At 64.3% G+C, this 14,464-nt stretch carries 25 protein-coding genes; 11 read left to right on the top strand and 14 right to left on the bottom strand.

Annotated features, from left to right (window positions below; all coding sequences use genetic code 11):
- Positions 1-7: 7 nt before the first annotated feature.
- Positions 8-973, bottom strand: a complete 966-nt coding sequence (locus tag IE321_RS11630; protein WP_190222768.1) for an SGNH/GDSL hydrolase family protein — start codon at positions 971-973, stop codon at positions 8-10.
- A gap of 382 nt (positions 974-1,355) precedes the next feature.
- Between IE321_RS11630 and IE321_RS11625 the strand changes: the two genes are divergently transcribed.
- From IE321_RS11625 to IE321_RS11595, 8 genes are all read left to right on the top strand, one after another.
- Positions 1,356-1,622 (top strand): hypothetical protein, encoded by a 267-nt coding sequence (locus tag IE321_RS11625; protein ID WP_190222767.1) that lies wholly within the window; start codon positions 1,356-1,358, stop codon positions 1,620-1,622.
- An 82-nt stretch (positions 1,623-1,704) separates the two neighbouring features.
- On the top strand, positions 1,705-2,874 hold the full coding sequence (locus IE321_RS11620; protein ID WP_190222766.1) for an AAA family ATPase: 1,170 nt from the start codon (positions 1,705-1,707) through the stop codon (positions 2,872-2,874).
- Positions 2,875-3,008: 134 nt separating this feature from the next.
- On the top strand, positions 3,009-3,197 hold the full coding sequence (locus IE321_RS11615; RefSeq protein WP_190222765.1) for a hypothetical protein: 189 nt from the start codon (positions 3,009-3,011) through the stop codon (positions 3,195-3,197).
- Complete coding sequence (locus tag IE321_RS11610; protein WP_190222764.1) at positions 3,194-3,385, top strand: hypothetical protein; 192 nt, start codon at positions 3,194-3,196, stop codon at positions 3,383-3,385. Before IE321_RS11615 ends, IE321_RS11610 begins: the two co-directional genes overlap by 4 nt.
- Positions 3,382-3,642 carry an FDXHR family putative zinc-binding protein gene (locus IE321_RS43325; protein WP_444545385.1) on the top strand — a complete coding sequence of 87 codons (261 nt, stop codon included), beginning with the start codon at positions 3,382-3,384 and terminating at the stop codon, positions 3,640-3,642. Before IE321_RS11610 ends, IE321_RS43325 begins: the two co-directional genes overlap by 4 nt.
- Entirely contained in the window at positions 3,635-4,354 is a 720-nt protein-coding gene (locus IE321_RS11605) for a hypothetical protein (protein WP_190222763.1), read from the top strand. Before IE321_RS43325 ends, IE321_RS11605 begins: the two co-directional genes overlap by 8 nt.
- A 22-nt stretch (positions 4,355-4,376) precedes the next feature.
- Positions 4,377-4,610: a hypothetical protein gene (locus IE321_RS11600; protein ID WP_190222762.1), complete on the top strand. Its 234-nt coding sequence runs from the start codon at positions 4,377-4,379 to the stop codon at positions 4,608-4,610.
- A complete protein-coding gene (locus IE321_RS11595; protein WP_190222761.1) occupies positions 4,607-5,311 on the top strand; it encodes a hypothetical protein in 705 nt (234 codons plus the stop codon). The genes IE321_RS11600 and IE321_RS11595 overlap by 4 nt, the downstream gene beginning before the upstream one ends.
- Positions 5,312-5,325: 14 nt before the next feature.
- Here the strand turns inward: IE321_RS11595 and IE321_RS11590 are convergent, their stop codons facing one another.
- Positions 5,326-6,216 (bottom strand): HNH endonuclease signature motif containing protein, encoded by an 891-nt coding sequence (locus IE321_RS11590; protein WP_190222760.1) that lies wholly within the window; start codon positions 6,214-6,216, stop codon positions 5,326-5,328.
- A 60-nt stretch (positions 6,217-6,276) separates the two neighbouring features.
- Positions 6,277-6,702: a hypothetical protein gene (locus tag IE321_RS11585; protein WP_190222759.1), complete on the bottom strand. Its 426-nt coding sequence runs from the start codon at positions 6,700-6,702 to the stop codon at positions 6,277-6,279.
- 179 nt (positions 6,703-6,881) lie between these two features.
- On the opposite strand from IE321_RS11585, the gene IE321_RS11580 reads away from it, so the two are divergent.
- On the top strand, positions 6,882-7,121 hold the full coding sequence (locus tag IE321_RS11580) for a hypothetical protein (protein ID WP_190222758.1): 240 nt from the start codon (positions 6,882-6,884) through the stop codon (positions 7,119-7,121).
- Positions 7,118-7,543 (top strand): helix-turn-helix transcriptional regulator, encoded by a 426-nt coding sequence (locus tag IE321_RS11575; RefSeq protein WP_190222757.1) that lies wholly within the window; start codon positions 7,118-7,120, stop codon positions 7,541-7,543. Before IE321_RS11580 ends, IE321_RS11575 begins: the two co-directional genes overlap by 4 nt.
- A gap of 800 nt (positions 7,544-8,343) precedes the next feature.
- Here IE321_RS11575 and IE321_RS11570 read toward each other — a convergent pair.
- The 11 genes from IE321_RS11570 to IE321_RS11520 form a co-directional block, all read right to left on the bottom strand.
- The gene (locus tag IE321_RS11570) at positions 8,344-9,297 is read right to left on the bottom strand and encodes a hypothetical protein (RefSeq protein ID WP_190222756.1); all 954 of its coding nucleotides are present in this window, start codon (positions 9,295-9,297) and stop codon (positions 8,344-8,346) included.
- Between the two features lie 6 nt (positions 9,298-9,303).
- Positions 9,304-9,456 (bottom strand): hypothetical protein, encoded by a 153-nt coding sequence (locus IE321_RS11565; RefSeq protein ID WP_190222755.1) that lies wholly within the window; start codon positions 9,454-9,456, stop codon positions 9,304-9,306.
- A gap of 9 nt (positions 9,457-9,465) precedes the next feature.
- Positions 9,466-9,699 (bottom strand): hypothetical protein, encoded by a 234-nt coding sequence (locus IE321_RS11560; RefSeq protein ID WP_190222754.1) that lies wholly within the window; start codon positions 9,697-9,699, stop codon positions 9,466-9,468.
- Positions 9,700-9,766: 67 nt separating this feature from the next.
- Positions 9,767-9,979 (bottom strand): hypothetical protein, encoded by a 213-nt coding sequence (locus IE321_RS11555; RefSeq protein WP_190222753.1) that lies wholly within the window; start codon positions 9,977-9,979, stop codon positions 9,767-9,769.
- Complete coding sequence (locus IE321_RS11550; RefSeq protein ID WP_190222752.1) at positions 9,979-10,980, bottom strand: DUF932 domain-containing protein; 1,002 nt, start codon at positions 10,978-10,980, stop codon at positions 9,979-9,981. Before IE321_RS11550 ends, IE321_RS11555 begins: the two co-directional genes overlap by 1 nt.
- A 270-nt stretch (positions 10,981-11,250) precedes the next feature.
- The gene (locus tag IE321_RS11545) at positions 11,251-11,457 is read right to left on the bottom strand and encodes a hypothetical protein (RefSeq protein WP_190222751.1); all 207 of its coding nucleotides are present in this window, start codon (positions 11,455-11,457) and stop codon (positions 11,251-11,253) included.
- A 273-nt stretch (positions 11,458-11,730) separates the two neighbouring features.
- Positions 11,731-12,351, bottom strand: coding sequence for a DUF7178 family protein (locus tag IE321_RS11540; protein WP_190222750.1), 621 nt, complete (start codon positions 12,349-12,351; stop codon positions 11,731-11,733).
- A 171-nt stretch (positions 12,352-12,522) separates the two neighbouring features.
- A complete protein-coding gene (locus tag IE321_RS11535; protein WP_190222749.1) occupies positions 12,523-12,741 on the bottom strand; it encodes a hypothetical protein in 219 nt (72 codons plus the stop codon).
- On the bottom strand, positions 12,738-12,947 hold the full coding sequence (locus IE321_RS11530; protein ID WP_190222748.1) for a hypothetical protein: 210 nt from the start codon (positions 12,945-12,947) through the stop codon (positions 12,738-12,740). The genes IE321_RS11535 and IE321_RS11530 overlap by 4 nt, the downstream gene beginning before the upstream one ends.
- 112 nt (positions 12,948-13,059) lie before the next feature.
- Complete coding sequence (locus IE321_RS11525) at positions 13,060-13,350, bottom strand: hypothetical protein (protein ID WP_190222747.1); 291 nt, start codon at positions 13,348-13,350, stop codon at positions 13,060-13,062.
- A gap of 12 nt (positions 13,351-13,362) precedes the next feature.
- A complete protein-coding gene (locus IE321_RS11520; protein ID WP_190222746.1) occupies positions 13,363-13,503 on the bottom strand; it encodes a hypothetical protein in 141 nt (46 codons plus the stop codon).
- Between the two features lie 351 nt (positions 13,504-13,854).
- On the opposite strand from IE321_RS11520, the gene IE321_RS43165 reads away from it, so the two are divergent.
- On the top strand, positions 13,855-14,187 hold the full coding sequence (locus IE321_RS43165; protein WP_373316617.1) for an HNH endonuclease: 333 nt from the start codon (positions 13,855-13,857) through the stop codon (positions 14,185-14,187).
- Positions 14,188-14,464 lie beyond the last annotated feature (277 nt).

Genomic DNA, 14,464 nt, shown 5'->3' with positions numbered 1-14,464 from the left:
GGGAAGGTCAGCCGAGGGTGTTGAGCATCGCCGCCGTGATGTGGTCGGCGGCGTTGCGGTGGCCCTTGGCGTTGGGGTGGACGAAGGAGAGCTGGTCGGGGAGGGTGAGGAAGCCTTCGACCCACTTGCCGTCGTCGCAAACGCTGTGAGCCTTCGAGGAGTCGTAGAGGTTGACGAAGGTGGCGGAGTCCTGGGTGCCGGTGGACTTCTCGATGACCTTGTTGAGGGGTTCGAGGACGCCCTTGCGCAGCCAGTCGAGGTCGCCGGCGGTGATGGAGCCGAACTGGGTGGGGTCGTCGTAGCGGCACTTGGAGGTGTCGGCGGGGATGATGGTGGGGTAGCCGACGGTGAGGATCTTGGCGTGGGGGGCGCGCTCGTGGAGGACGGCGAGCATCCGGTCGTAGTCCTGGCCCACCTCGTTGAGCTTGGCGGGGATGGTGGCGGCCAGGGCGTCCTTGCAGGGGGTGCCGACACCGCCGGTGTCGGAGCCGAGCCGGGGGCACTCGGTGAGGAGTTTGCCGAAGCCGAGGGTGTTGCCGCCCACGCCGACGGTGATCACGTCGGTGTTGGGACCGACCGCGGCGGACTGGGGCGGGACGGCGGGGAAGGGGTAGTCGGGGTCCTCGACGAGGGGCGGAAGGTGGCGGCCGATCGGCTCCTGGGCCATCTCGGTGACGTTCTCGATGGTGGCGGCGCCGCAACTGACGTTGGTCAGGTCGAACAGGGAGCCGAGGTCGCGGTCGATGACCTGGGGGTAGGAGCGGTCGGTGCGCTCGCAGCCGTCGCGAGGGATCTCGAAGACATCGCCGGCGGCCGGGATGACGCCGGCGGTGAAGGAGTCGCCCAGCGCGACCCACTGGAAGTCGGCCGCGGCGGCGGGCGGGGCGCCGGCCACCTGGACGGGGACGACGGCGCCGGCGGTGAGGGCCGCGGCCGAGCCGAGCAGGGCGAAAGCGGTACGGAAGCGTGTCACGGGTTCTCCAGACGGAAGGCGTTGCCGCCACGTCGAACATCAACAATCCGTGACCGTATTCACTGCGATCGACACGAAAGGTTACATCCGGCCGTTCGTGATACTCCCCCGTCGGCGGCTGGAGTCCTCTGAGCGTCAGCCGTTCACCTCACCCTCTGCCCCCTTGAGCGCCTCCCTGCCGCATGTGAACACTGTCCTTGATCACTTACGACAACCCCGGGCGGCGCGCAGCGGCCGGGAGCTGTCCTGTTCTTGATCATCAACAGGCCCAGCCGTCACCCGGACCGGGGGCACTTTGCACGCCGCCTGGTCGTCGCTGCGACCGGCCGAGGAGCGCACCCGACGCCTTTCGCCGGAACAACCGAATACGAGGAAGACCCTCATGCACGACACCGCCGTCACCTGCCGATGGTGCGGACAGACCGGCGACTGCCCCGGTCATGCCTGCGTCGGCTGCGGCTCCACCGGCATCGTCTACGAGAACTACAAGGGACAGCTCTTCTGCTGCCCGTGCGCGCAGTGCTGCGACACCACAACTGAACAGGGGAACGATGACGACGCCGGTCTTTTCGCAACCCTCCGGGGATGGCTCCGACGACGCTTCCACCGCCCCCAGCTCGACGACGGCTACTGCACCCGCTGCGACTAACCCACCGCCGGCCTACAACCTCTACCCGTCGATCGCCGCCTCCTACGCCCTCATGCTGGGCGACCCCGACAGGGTCAGGGCCATGCTCCCCGGCGACGACCACGAGGCCTTCGACCGGTCGTACCAGGTGCAGGCGACAGCCGACGGCGAGGCCCGCAGCGCCGTCGACCGCCGGGCCGAGGACTTCATCCGGGACGCCACCGCCAAGACCAAAGCCGCCGACGAGATCGCCCGCCGGGAGAAGGAAGCTCTCTACAAGGCCGCCGAAGCCGGCGACAACCTCGCCCTCCTCGACACTTCCGACCTCGACCAGCTCGAAGAAGCCGAACCCCTCATCGAGGGCTTCCTCGTCAAGGAGAGCATCGCCCGGCTCTACGGGCCGCCGAAATCCTACAAGTCGTTCGTCATGCTCGACATGGCCGGATGCGTGGGGGCCGGAATTCCCTGGCAGGGGAAAAGGACAGAGCAATCCAATGTGCTTTACATCGTCGCCGAAGGAGTGCGAGGGATAAAACGCCGAGTAAGGGCATGGGAAATGCAGAACAAGCGGCCCATGACCGGCGTGCATTTCTATCCGAATCCCGTCCAGCTAGGAGACCGGAAAGATGTGTCGGCCCTCATCCGCACTGCCAAACGGGGCGACTACAAATTCGTCGTCCTCGACACCCAGGCCCGTTGCACTGTGGGTCTTGAAGAGAATTCAGCCAGCGAAATGGGAATGGTCGTCGCTGCGCTCGACGTCCTCAAAGAGGTCACCGGAGCATGTGTGGCTCTGGTACACCACTCCGGGGCGTCTGCGGGGCGTGCGCGGGGATCAACTGCGATTCTCGGCGCCCTGGATGCTGAATTCGAAGTCGAAGCCGATAAGGACACCTACACCGTCACCGTCCACACCCGGGCCCAGAAAGACCTCGCCGAAGCGCCCGAGATGAAGGTGGAACTCGGCACCGCCGGCCCCGGTCTCGCCCTCGCCGTCAAGCCCCGGCGGCAGTGGTACCAGCAGCGAGCCGAGGATCTGCCGCCGCTGCCGGCCGTGGAGCACACCGTCCTCAACATCGTCGTCGCCTTCGCCGCCGCCGGAGCCACCGAACAGATGATCAACTCCAGGACCTCCGGCGACGCCGACAAGGCCACCGTCCGCGAAGCCCTCGGCCAGCTCCTGGTGAAGGGATGCGTCGCCCGGCAGGGGTCCAGCTGGAAGGCGACCTCGCTCGGCCAGCGTCGAATCGGCGGCTTGACGGACGACAGCTAGGGCTGTACTCGCACGCGCCCGCGGCGCACGCGGGTGTCCGCATCCGGGTGTCCGCATGCGGCGGATGCGTGCGCCGTTGCTCCGCAACTGGGGGTCGCTAACGCTCCCCCCAAAGTTGACCAAGAAAGGCAGTCATGTCGCTGACTCCAGAAGACCGCGCCATGAAGGCGCGGGAGGCCCGGCGGATCCACCACCAGATCGAACACCGCGAGCAGAAGATCCGGGACGCCCAGCAGGAGCTGGCCGTCCTCAAGGCTCGCTACGAAGCGCTCGTCACCGAACTCATGGGCGGCGAACCCGACAGCACGGAGGAAGCGTCATGAACACCAACGCCTGGACGGCCCTCGCCGACGCTGTCGACGTCGGTGACAACGTCACCGTCATCCTCAAGAGCGGTGACCACCTCAATGGCCGGGTGAAGATGATCGCCCCCGCCGCCGGGTTCGTTCTCCTGGACGACTGGACGATCGACAGCAGGGCCGTCATCGCCTGGAAGCTGAGCAGCGCATGATGATCACGAAGTGCATACCCTGCGGCACCGCCTGGCCGGGCAAGAGGCCGCAGCACTGTCCGGCCTGCCACCTCACCTTCGGGGGCACAACAGCCGGAGACCGTCACCGCGTCGGGCCCTTCGGCCCGGAACGCCGCTGTCTCGCTGAGGCGGAGTGCGAAGAAGCCGGTTTGGTGCCCCGTCTGGACACGGAGACCGGGACCACCATCTGGGGCGGTAAATCGCCAGTGAGTACAGCTTGGGGCCGGGATGCCTGACCACCTCATCGACACCCCGATCAAGCTGGCCACCTGCAACCGCTGCGGGGCGTACGTCTACCTCGCCCACTCGTCCGGCATCCGGGCCGCCGCAGACGTCGCCGTCGCCGGCCGCGACGCCTACATCGCCGCCCTCATGGGCGGGCGACGCCTCTTCGACCTCGTCGAGGCAGCCGGGCGGCCCCAGAAGCTTCTGCACCGCTCCCACGTCTCCCCCGTCCCGGCCTTCGACGCCGCAGGACTCCAGGAAGTCGCGAACGGCCGCCGGAAGGTACTGGCCGAGCACGGCTGCGGGGCGCACGCCATGGACGCCGTGAAGTTCACGGAGGTCGAGCAGGGCCCTCCGTCAGTCCCTGCGATGCCTGGCGAGCGCAGGGATGGACGCCACCAGCCAGCTGCCCTCGAATCCGGGGTGCCGACGTCGTCTCCTGCCGGACCTGCGACGCACCCCCGTTCTGACCTACCCCCGGAGGCGCAGGCGGCCTGGGAGGCCATCAACGGATCGGTCCCCCAGACCACGCTCCTGAAGCCGTCCCGCGCGGAGAGGGCTGCCGCCCGCGGACACCGCAGGACGGCCCGGCCCCGCCAGATCACGGAACGCCCCCCGCGGTGCGACGTCTGCAACGCCTACATCGGCAGCGACGAGGTCTACGTCGGCGTCCAGCTCGGGAGCACCTGGGTCTGGGCGATCCACGACCCTGAATGCCCGTGAAAATTGAACAGCGAGAATTCCTTTGAGCGACGAGGAAAACCTCAGGGTCTATCTCCGTGTGGACACAGCCGATAACGGCATGGTGAGCCTGTCGATCCACTACGAACACAACCACGCAAAAATAGCCGGGGTTCTCGTGACCGGCACTCACGCCCGCAACACCGCGGAACGCCTGACGATGGCGTCGTTCAAGAGCGAGAAAGCACTCCTGGAGAAGATCCAGGAACAATTCAATAATGAGGGTGATACCGAGTGACCGAGGCGCTTCTCGAACGGCTCCGACAGAACTGCGATGCGCTCGGGGACGGGTACCGGGAACGGGTCGAGTACAAGATCCCCGTCAAGTACCACGACAAGGAAACATGCAGCGGCGGCCCCGGGTGCGACTGCCCCTCCAGGGAAGAGACGCGCACACGCCTGATACGGAGGTCCAGCCTCCTGGAGCAGCTCCGGGAGTTCCAGCAGAACAGGGATACCGACCGGAACCCGAAGGCGGAACGCGGAGCACCCCGCGTCAAGACCGCGGGCCGGCCACCGGGCGACATGGCAGGCTTCTTCACTCTCGACGAGATCACCTGCGACGCCTACATGTCCCTCGACCGCATCTTCATCGAAGCCGGCAGGGACCGGACCTGGCTCTCCAACCCCCTGAAGGCCGTCTTCGAAGGCCTCCCCTACCAGGTCCAGCAGTTCGCCGAGGCCCGCCCCGACCTCGCCCGGGACACCCTCAAGCTCACCGACAAATGGGTACGGCAGGCGAAGGCAGCGCTGAGAGTGACGGCGTCCGACGCCATGTTCGGCAACACCGTGTGCGGCAACTGCGGGGGCGGGCTGTCGGTGGCATGGGACCACTCCAGCGACGTGCGATGCGTCGGCACACCGGAGACGCCGCCATGCGGGGAGACCTACCCGATGTCGGAGTGGGTCGCGCTGTACGAGAAGGGGAAGCGTGGATGAGAGCAGAGTGGTCGCTACGCTGTCGTCTCCATCCGCGCTCGTGCCTCCACCGCTCTCTCCGCCAGAGTTTCGAGCCGGTCCTGGGTGACGTGTTCTTTCCAGATCGGCAGGTGTACAGCGGAGATCCATGAGCCAGGGACGGAGCTTCCGGACCCCAGGTGACAGGTTGCCCTAAAACGCACAGGGACCCATGGCTTCGTCCTCGGCAGCATGTCCTCGATGCCGAGGATGAGTGAGTCCACGTCGATGATCCAGACCGAGTTCTCCTGAGGCTCCAACCGGCGGGACGGACGGTGGAGGACATGCCAGGGCGGGAAGTTGAGGGCCAAAGGCGCCTCGCCCCTGACATCAAATTCGTAGCCGACCCCGTCCACCCCGAAGCCGATCGCCCCCACGTTGGTGACGCGCACACCGAGATACCGCGCCTCGACCTCGGCATTGATCGGCTTAAGCTGCGCCAGGCCCTGGATCCTGGACACGACGTTCTGCCCTCCGGCTCTGAGGATGCCAACCGCTTCCACCTCTGCCGCCGGTGTCGAGAACGCTGCGACAACTCGGTCGAGCTGGTTGGCGCTCAACCCACCACCACCCCGCCCTTGGAGGACCTGGCGCTCCTTCCAGGCCAGCAGTTCTTCGGTGGGGTAGGCAGCCGGGTGGGTGTCCACTCGCTTGTGGTGCTTGTGGCACAGAAGCATCAAGTTCGGCTCACCGTTGACGTCAGAGAAGCTCGGGTCGTAGCGAGGCCCTCCTTGCTTCTCAGCACGAATGTGGGCTACCTCCACGTTGATGTTCAGTAGTCCCCGGTCTTCCTCGACCAACGGCTCTGCACAATCCGGGTACCCGCACCCCATTGCACGACCGAACAGCAGCTTGCTCAGGGATGCACCGGGGCTGAAGCTACTCATGGACTCGAAGATAGTCCGCTTACGCCGCCCTGATGGCCTCAACGCCTGATGAGCCACCCTCTATAACGCCGCCATCCGGGCCGGAACGAGAAGCCCGCAGGCCTTGGGCATCACGTCGGCGTTCAGCTCGCGAACCACGGCCTCGTCGATCAGGTCGTCGCGCACCAAGATCTCGAAGAACCACGGGCCACGGCCGCCGAAGTGCATGCGCATCGGTTCGTCGTCCGTGAAGCGTCGATCCGTCCGCTCGACCCAGGCCTGAAGCTCTGGGCGCTGCATCACATGGCCGGGATCCAGCTCGAAGGGGCCGGCCTCCGCGAACGCGCTGCTGAAGATGGCCATCTGTCGGACGAGGGCGCGGTGGGTGTACCCGTACCGCAGGGACAGCGTGATCAGGGCCTCTTCGGGGTCGGTGTCGACCCGGGCGGTCGCCAGGCGATCGTCGGGCATCACGTGCCGGACTATCCAGAGGGTTCGGTACTTCATGCTTCAACACCCCTCAGGCGGGATCCAAAGAGTTTACAAAATTTGCGGGGAGGGGGCGACCTCACCCCAAAAGTTCCGCGCGCCCGGAAATTTTGCGCCCGTCAGAAAAACTTGCGGGGAGGGGGTCGCGAACCCCCGAAGTTCCCGAAGCCGGAAAATTTTGCGCTTTCGGAGTGAGAATGCAGAACAAACAATCGCTACTCAATCTCGTCGCCCGAGCAGAAGAAGGCCGGCTCCTCCCCGGCGAGGCACAGATCCTTCGCGAGGCCATCGAGCGACTCGACGAGGTGTGCATGTGCCTCGACACGCTCCATGTGCCCAAGAGCGTCCACGAGGGATACGACGCCTCCACCACTCAGTCCTTCCGCGTCGAGGACTTCAGTCTCGACTGGGACTCTTCCGGGGACTGCCGCGAGTGAACACCATCAGCTACTACCGGTTCTGCTGCCGCATCCGGATCGCCGACGCCAACGCCGAGGAGGTTCCCGGCGGCGAGTGGCTGGCGATCGAGGTGGGGGATCTCCGCGAGCGGCATGAGCAGTTCTCGGATGCCCGCCTCAACGAGTTCAGCGACTGGTTCACCGAGACGCCGGCACTCATGGCGCACATCCGCGCCCTTCAGACCGACAGATCCGCCGACGTGCACCCGCGCCTGGTCGACACCGAGGCCGCCGCGGTCTACATCGGCCGCGACCGGGACACGCTGTATCGCTGGGCACGCGAGGGCCGGATCACGCGCCACAAGATCGGCGGGGCTGGTCGGCGAGTCATGTGGGACATCTTGGAGCTGCCACCGCGCGGGTCCGACAGGCCCCCGCAAGGTCCGGCGAAAAATTCTTGAATCACACGTATTGACCGATAGTGAATAAAAAGTTCACTATGGATTCGTGGCGGAGCTGTGCCCTCGCGGCGGCCCCGCCCCCGGTCCGGGCCCGCGGTCCGGCGCCAGGGCCTCGCACCCCGCGGCCCGGCCTCGCCCCCCACGGTCCGGCCTTGCACCCCTCGCGGTCCACCCCCCCGCGGTCCGGCCCCCGCGGTCCGCGGTCCGGCCCCCGTGGTCCGGCTTCAAGATCCATTTCCGACTTTGATCTTGATCGAGTTGATCTTGAATCAAGAATCCTTGTGAAAACGATCTTGAAATTAACAGCCTATAAGTTGATCATGAATGCGATGCATGATCACCTTCGAGGCCGGCTGATCATGACGCCGGCACATGATCACGTGCCTCCCATGGATCACGACCCCTGCGCATGATCGCTCCCGCCCCGGGCGACGCTCCCCCGGACGACGACGCTTGCTCGCCCGGCGACGAACCCCCGAGCACCCCCGGACACACGAAAGCCCCGGACATCCCCCAGGGTGCCGGGGCTTCACTCGTGGTCCCGCCGCCTCATCTGCGCCCCCGACCCTCGCCCGGGGGCGGGGCGCCTTGACCGGCCCCGGACAGCAGAAAGCCCCGGTCACCCTTGTGATGGGTGCCGGGGCTTTCGTATGTTCAGACTCCGGTGTCCTCGGGGTTCCCGCACTCTGTGCATGCCCCCGTTCGCGGATCGATCGAACAGGTCAACCCTGCGTCAAGGCACTCCGGGGACGATTCGCCCCCGGTGAGGTACGGCAACGGATACTCCTCCGCCCCCATGATCACCGACCCCCTTCAAGCGCTCGCAGTTCACGTCGCTGCGCCGCCGACCGCCGCAGCTCACGGACGGCGGCGCGGACGCCGGCGCGTTCGGCTTCCGGGCGGAGGGAGCGAACCACCATGGCGCACTCCTCCTCTGTCATGTACAGGAATTGCGTCATGACCGCCCGTTCGCCGTTGACGACGAACCCTCGCCCGGGGTGCTGCGGCGCGGGCTGCGGGTAACCCGCCTGCCATGCCAGCATTTGCCACGTGTCCTTTGAGTGCTTGATCAGTCCCTTGACGCCGAACGACTCTCGCCAACGCTTGGGGATGACAGTGGCGTCAACGTACTGCCCGACGGCGACGACGTGAACCTTGGCCGCGCGGCCCATGTTCATGATGTCGCCGAATGCTCGCGTCGGCTTGTAGACCCCCGTCGAGGGGAGTCCCCTCTCGTACTCCCTCAGCTCTTCCATGGTGGAATTGATCTCTTCCACCACGATGATGATGCGGGGTTCGTCGTGCAGCGCGTCCATCGGATCGCCGGGGAACGCCTTGATCTTCTTGTTGCGCTGCCGGATGATGGCACCCGCAGAGACCAGGATGTTGGCAACGTCATGGATCTCTTCGGCGTAGGCGTTGACCCCGGGGAGGCCGTTAGCCCACAGGTGGCTGATGACCTTGATGTCGCAGAACGCGACAGTGGCACCCTTGACGAGTGCCTGTGATGCGATCGCGCGGGCGACGACCGATTTACCGGCGCCGCTCATGGCAGACATCATCATGTGCGGCGAATCCTTCGTCACGTCCAGCGTGACGGGTTCCCCGGAGCCGTTGACGCCGAGCATGTACTCAGGTTCGGGGAGTTCCCAAATCGCCTGCCATGCGTCGTCATAGTCGAGCCGTTCGGGGAACACAGCACTTGCCGGATTGCCGGACGGCGTAAACGGACCGTCCATCAGGTTGAACCCCATGGTTGATCACTCCTCTTCGTCGCAACGGTGCATGAACCCTTGCTCGGGAATCCCCGTGTAGTCCTCTCCTTCGTTGAGCGCGTACTCTCGCCCGCATACGTCGCACTCGTATACGGCGACGATGCGGATAAGTTCCGCCTCACGCATGACGGTTGACATGACATACCCCTATCGGTAGTCGCTTGCGGTTTCGTCGATTGACTGACGCACCCTCACGGGCACGTCATCGGCATGGGCCGTGACGGTGGCGAACCACTCATCGTCTGCGCCGCCCGCACCGGGATCGATGTGGTGCACGTGCGCGCCCGAGTAGAGTTCGCCGGCGACGTAGACCGTGACGTTGTTCGGGCCGTCCGGGTCGCGGTCAACCACTACGTCGATTCGGGGTTCCTTCTGAGTCATCGTCATATCTCCTTAGAGTGGCCGTGATGCTGCGCCAATGCCCCAACTCAGCGTTGGGGCACTCGCGTTAGTCACGGCAGGCGGCGGGGTGACCCTCAAAGATCATCACGCCGTACAGGCAATCGGCGTCCTCTCCGTACTCAGAGGACGCGGCCTCATCTGCCTTTACCCGTGCGTCCATCGGGTCGGTTGCCCACACCCGGAACGCGACCGCATCCGCCATGCCACGTGATGAGTCCCAGTCCAATACGACTGTGTACGCGGTGAGTTGCTCGCTCATCACACGCGCTCCAGGATGCGGCGAACCGTGGCAGCGTCTTCCGATTCGATGGTGCCGTTCACGGTGTTGAGCATGTTGCGTTCCTGCCGGGACACCCCACGCACCTGCCCCTCATGCTGGCCGTACGTGTTGAACGCCTGCCACGCACCGAATGCGGTGCCTGCCCACGGGGCGACGCGTTCGTCGTGGCGCCACAGTCGCATCATGACGTCGCGCTTCGCCGTGGCGCGGGTGGCGGTCGCCTTTTCACCCTTCGTCGTCGCCGGGCCCTCGGGCATGGGGACCATGTCAGCCACGATGCGCTCCCACGTGCCGTCATCGACCTTGACGGCGGTGAGCCGGCGTACCTCCGCTTGGAAGTCGTCCGCCATGCTGTAGACGATGCCGAGTGCGTCACGAACCTCGGGGATGCGGTCGAGACTGTTGCGGGTGGACTTGACCTTGTAGATCTGTCCGCCGTGCTCTCCGGCCGCTACGGCCATGGTGTTGTCGCACACGACGTTTGTGATGTGCCGTCCATACGTCGTTGCGATCGAACCGTCAAACGACGTACGTGCCATGAGACTTGGGCGGAACGTCACGCCCTCGGGGGTGACGACATTCTCGGGTACCTCCACGGACACCCAGGCAACGGCGCCGCCCCGGAGCAGACCGGCCGAACCGACTTGGAGGGTGTCATCCAGGATGGTGGCGACGTTGTCCAGCAGCCACACCCCGTACTGGTGACCCTGGTATCCATCCTTGAAAGCACCCAGTTCGGCGCCCGTGTCGGAACGAACCCACGGGGACCGTTGCGCCTTGATCCTCTCCCCTCCCCACTCGTACGTTGCCGACACCTTGACGGCCTCCCAGTCGAAAAGCCGCTTATGGACATCTTCGACGGGAATGGCACCGGCGTATGTGTTGTCGTCTCCGGCACGATGGTGCCAAGCGTGCCCCCGCTTGTCGGTGAACCCGATCAGGGTGTTGTTGGAGAGCCATTCGAGAGTTTCGCGTGACATGACGTCACCTTTCCTTGCTCGGTTGGTTCGTGATGCTGCGCCTAGGCCCCAACTCACTGTTGGGGCCCACGCGTTAGTCACGAATCACTTCCTGGCCATACGCGTCAGAACGCTGGCAGTCGAATGTGTACGAGGGTGCGAGCGGATACGACGTGAAGACAACGCATCCCGCTCCGTCGCACAGCAGGCACAGCATTGGATAGCCGTTGTCATCAGTCGTTGACGCGTCGAAACAGTCTCGGCACGCGCAGGGGGCAGAGGACATGGTCTTCACTCCCATTCCAGGACGTCTGAGTAGTAGTCGCGCGCGTCGCGTTCGCTCGCGCAGAACGCCCAGTCGTCGGCGGTAGGCCACACAACCCGGACCGCCCATGAGGCGCCGGAGCTATCGCGGACCAACTGCGCGATCAGCTGAGTTCCGTTGCTGCGCGCCCCGGCCGACTCAACCACTGTGTAACCGTTGGGCAGTTCAGACATGATCAGTAGTCCCTTCCTGCAACGCAGAGCCATTCGCGGTACCTGTCGAGAATGCGGAGCGCGTAGCGCAGCTCTTCAGGCTCTGCGAGGATTCCCCGCAGTTCCTCATACTCGTAAGCTTCCTCGTGTGGACCCATCGGGGACGGGCGGAATCCGGGGGCCGACTCTCCCCACTCGTGAGTCAGGTAGTCCGCAATAGCGGACCGCCACCCCTGTACCCATCCGAATTCGTCTCCGGGGTCATGGCAGACACGCGCGGCGTAGAGCACTGTGTTACTGGTCATGGCTGTACCTTTCGAGAGTCGGCCGACGCTTCACACCGGCCAGCGATTCCGTCCACACCACCCACGTCACGGCCTGAACCTGACTGGGGAGCACTCCGAGGATTGCGGCGGCATTGCGGTAGGCGAGTGACAGTGCCGCGTACCGCCCCTTGGATGAGAGACCCCGGTCGCGGTTCCCCTGCGGGGAGCCGTACGCGATGTCATGGGCGTGCCTGTCGACGCACACGGCCTCTGCGTCATCGGGGTCAAGGATGCAGCGGTAGAAGTTCCCGGTTTTGATGCCCATGGGCAGCACTTCCGCAGGGTCGACACCCGACATGATCTTGACGACTTTCCCGAGTGCGTCACCGGTGTGGCCGTGGACCCTGCCCGCGAACGCGTCGTGAGCCAACCGGCGGTTCATGTCCCACGCTTTGTTCGCCGAGAGTGCCGCGATGACCCCGGCGCCGGCGATCACGTTCCCGCCGCTCATCATGTCGGCAAGCTGATGTGCAGTCCGATACCAGGACTTGCCGCGCGCTTCCTGATCTTCCGTAGCCTGTCGGTAGACCTTGACTATGTTGCGGACGTAGCGGCGGCGGGTGCTGTCACTGGGGTTGACGGGAATCATGGTGGTTCACTTCCGTCGGAAGATGTCGCGGATACGGGGCCCCCGTCGGAACACTGCGATGAGAACGAACAGCGCGCCGATTCCAGCGATGATGTCCATGGTTGGTTCCTTGATTGGTGCTTGAGAGATCTCACCAACTCCCGTCGCTAGTACGGGAGTCAATGGCTACTCTCAAACCTCTAGATCTTCGAGCCGATCAATCGGCGGGGTGTCAGGATCGAACGTCGCTTCCTGCCACTCACCCCACTCAACTTCCGCGTCGACAGTGACAGTTGGGAGAGGGAGAGCCGGTGCGGTGAGTTCCAACTCATCCTGGCAGTAAGGGCAGTTCACGTAGTCGGGCGCTTCTGCGTGATACGCGTCATGCCACCTGTCGATCATCGTCGTCACGGCCGTTCACCCTTCCTGGCGATTCGGTTCACAACGCGCTGAGTGGATTCGAAGTAGGAAGCCAGACTCCACACGATGCATGCGAACGGGTCGGACTTGAATGCCTCGGAGTAGTCACGGCGCGCGGCCTGCGATTCGTAGAACACCGCCGCAAACTCCGCTGAGACGTCAGTCAGGTTGGCGTCAATCATCGGACGGTACGTCATGATTGCTCACCTCAGTACGGGAGTCGCTTGCCGCTGGGAGTGCGAGTGTCAATGTCCTGCGGCTCGCGGGGCTTGCGGGTGGACTTGTGGACCTGAATGCGTCGCACGGTGATCACTTAGCCTCTACGAACGTCTGGCCGTTGTAGTGGAGGACGTCGCGGCCGGTGTGGTTGCCACGGGTGTCTGCATCCCAGAAACACGGGGCGTCGGGAGTGCCGGATCCGTCCTCCCACTCACAAGCGGGAAGGGTGTCTGTGCCGCTCGCCGGCGTGAAGATCAGCGCGAGTGCGACGATGACGACGAACCCGGCGACTACGGCGTATACGGCCCGCAGCCAATGCGGGGTGCGCCGCTCACTGCGGGCCCGACGGGTGACAGTGCCAGCGATGACGTTGTGCGCCATGATCTTGTCCTTTCAGTGGCGGGCTTCGCCGTACTCGGCGTGGCCGTGGGGCGCGTACTCCCGCTCTTCTTCGGAGCGCGGCGCGGGGAATGAGGTACGGCGGACATGTTCGCGAGCCTCAGCCATGGCCTGTTCAAACTCGGCGTCAGTCATGACGTCCAACCCCTTGGGACTCCATAGGGATGAGTGATTCATTACCGGCAATCTCAACAACGCGCGTGCATGACGCGCGCCATTGGCTATGTCGGTAACCCGTTACCCACAGTCTTTTAGTCACCTCACAGTCGGCGACTGTGGGGAACGGTTTCAACTGTGGAGTTGAGAAGAATCTTGCAACTAGAGGTGGAATCCGCGTATCGGGTGCGATCTTCGTTTCCGCTATCCCTATTGCCTTATGACTCAATAGTCCCATTGCCTACCCGTATATACAAGTGATATCGGGCCTTATTGGCATGATCTTTCACCCATATCACCTGCGTCATATATGCGACCCATATATACGGGATGGCACTTTACAAGGTCATATGGATGCGTGACCTTGCTATGGGAGGTGACCCTATGAAGGGACGTGATGGCCGGCGGTGGCGACGGCTAGTGGCATGGGCGAGGAAAGAGCTACCGCCCGTGTGTCACATCTGCGGGCGTCTGATAGACACCACCCTGCCGGTGAATGACCGCATGGGCTGGACGCTAGATCACCGGGTACCGATCGCCGTGGCACCCCACCTAGCGGAGGAACCGGGCAACCTTGCTCCGGCGCACCGGGGCTGCAACTCGCGCAAGGGTGCCAATCCGAACTTCCGCCACGAAGCGCCGCGCCAATCGCGCATATGGTAGGGCCCTTCATATGAGGCCCCTATGCGCGCTCCCTCATATGCGGCCCCTGCGTACCCCTGCGGTAGTAACACCCCTACCACTATGACGTAGGCTGCACCCCTACCCATAGATAGCATGCATGCACTACTGGTACTGCACTACTAGATGCACATGCATACACACACCATGCATGCACTACTAGTAGTAGTTGCTACACCATGCAATGTCTACACCCATGCACTCATGCACCTATGCACCTATGCACCTATGCACCTATGCACCTATGCACCTATGCACC

The organism is Streptomyces hydrogenans (genome assembly GCF_014656075.1).
GTDB lineage: Bacteria > Actinomycetota > Actinomycetes > Streptomycetales > Streptomycetaceae > Streptomyces > Streptomyces hydrogenans.
The sequence above is the reverse complement of the archived record's forward strand: the minus strand, read 5'-3'. Positions and strand labels throughout refer to the sequence as shown.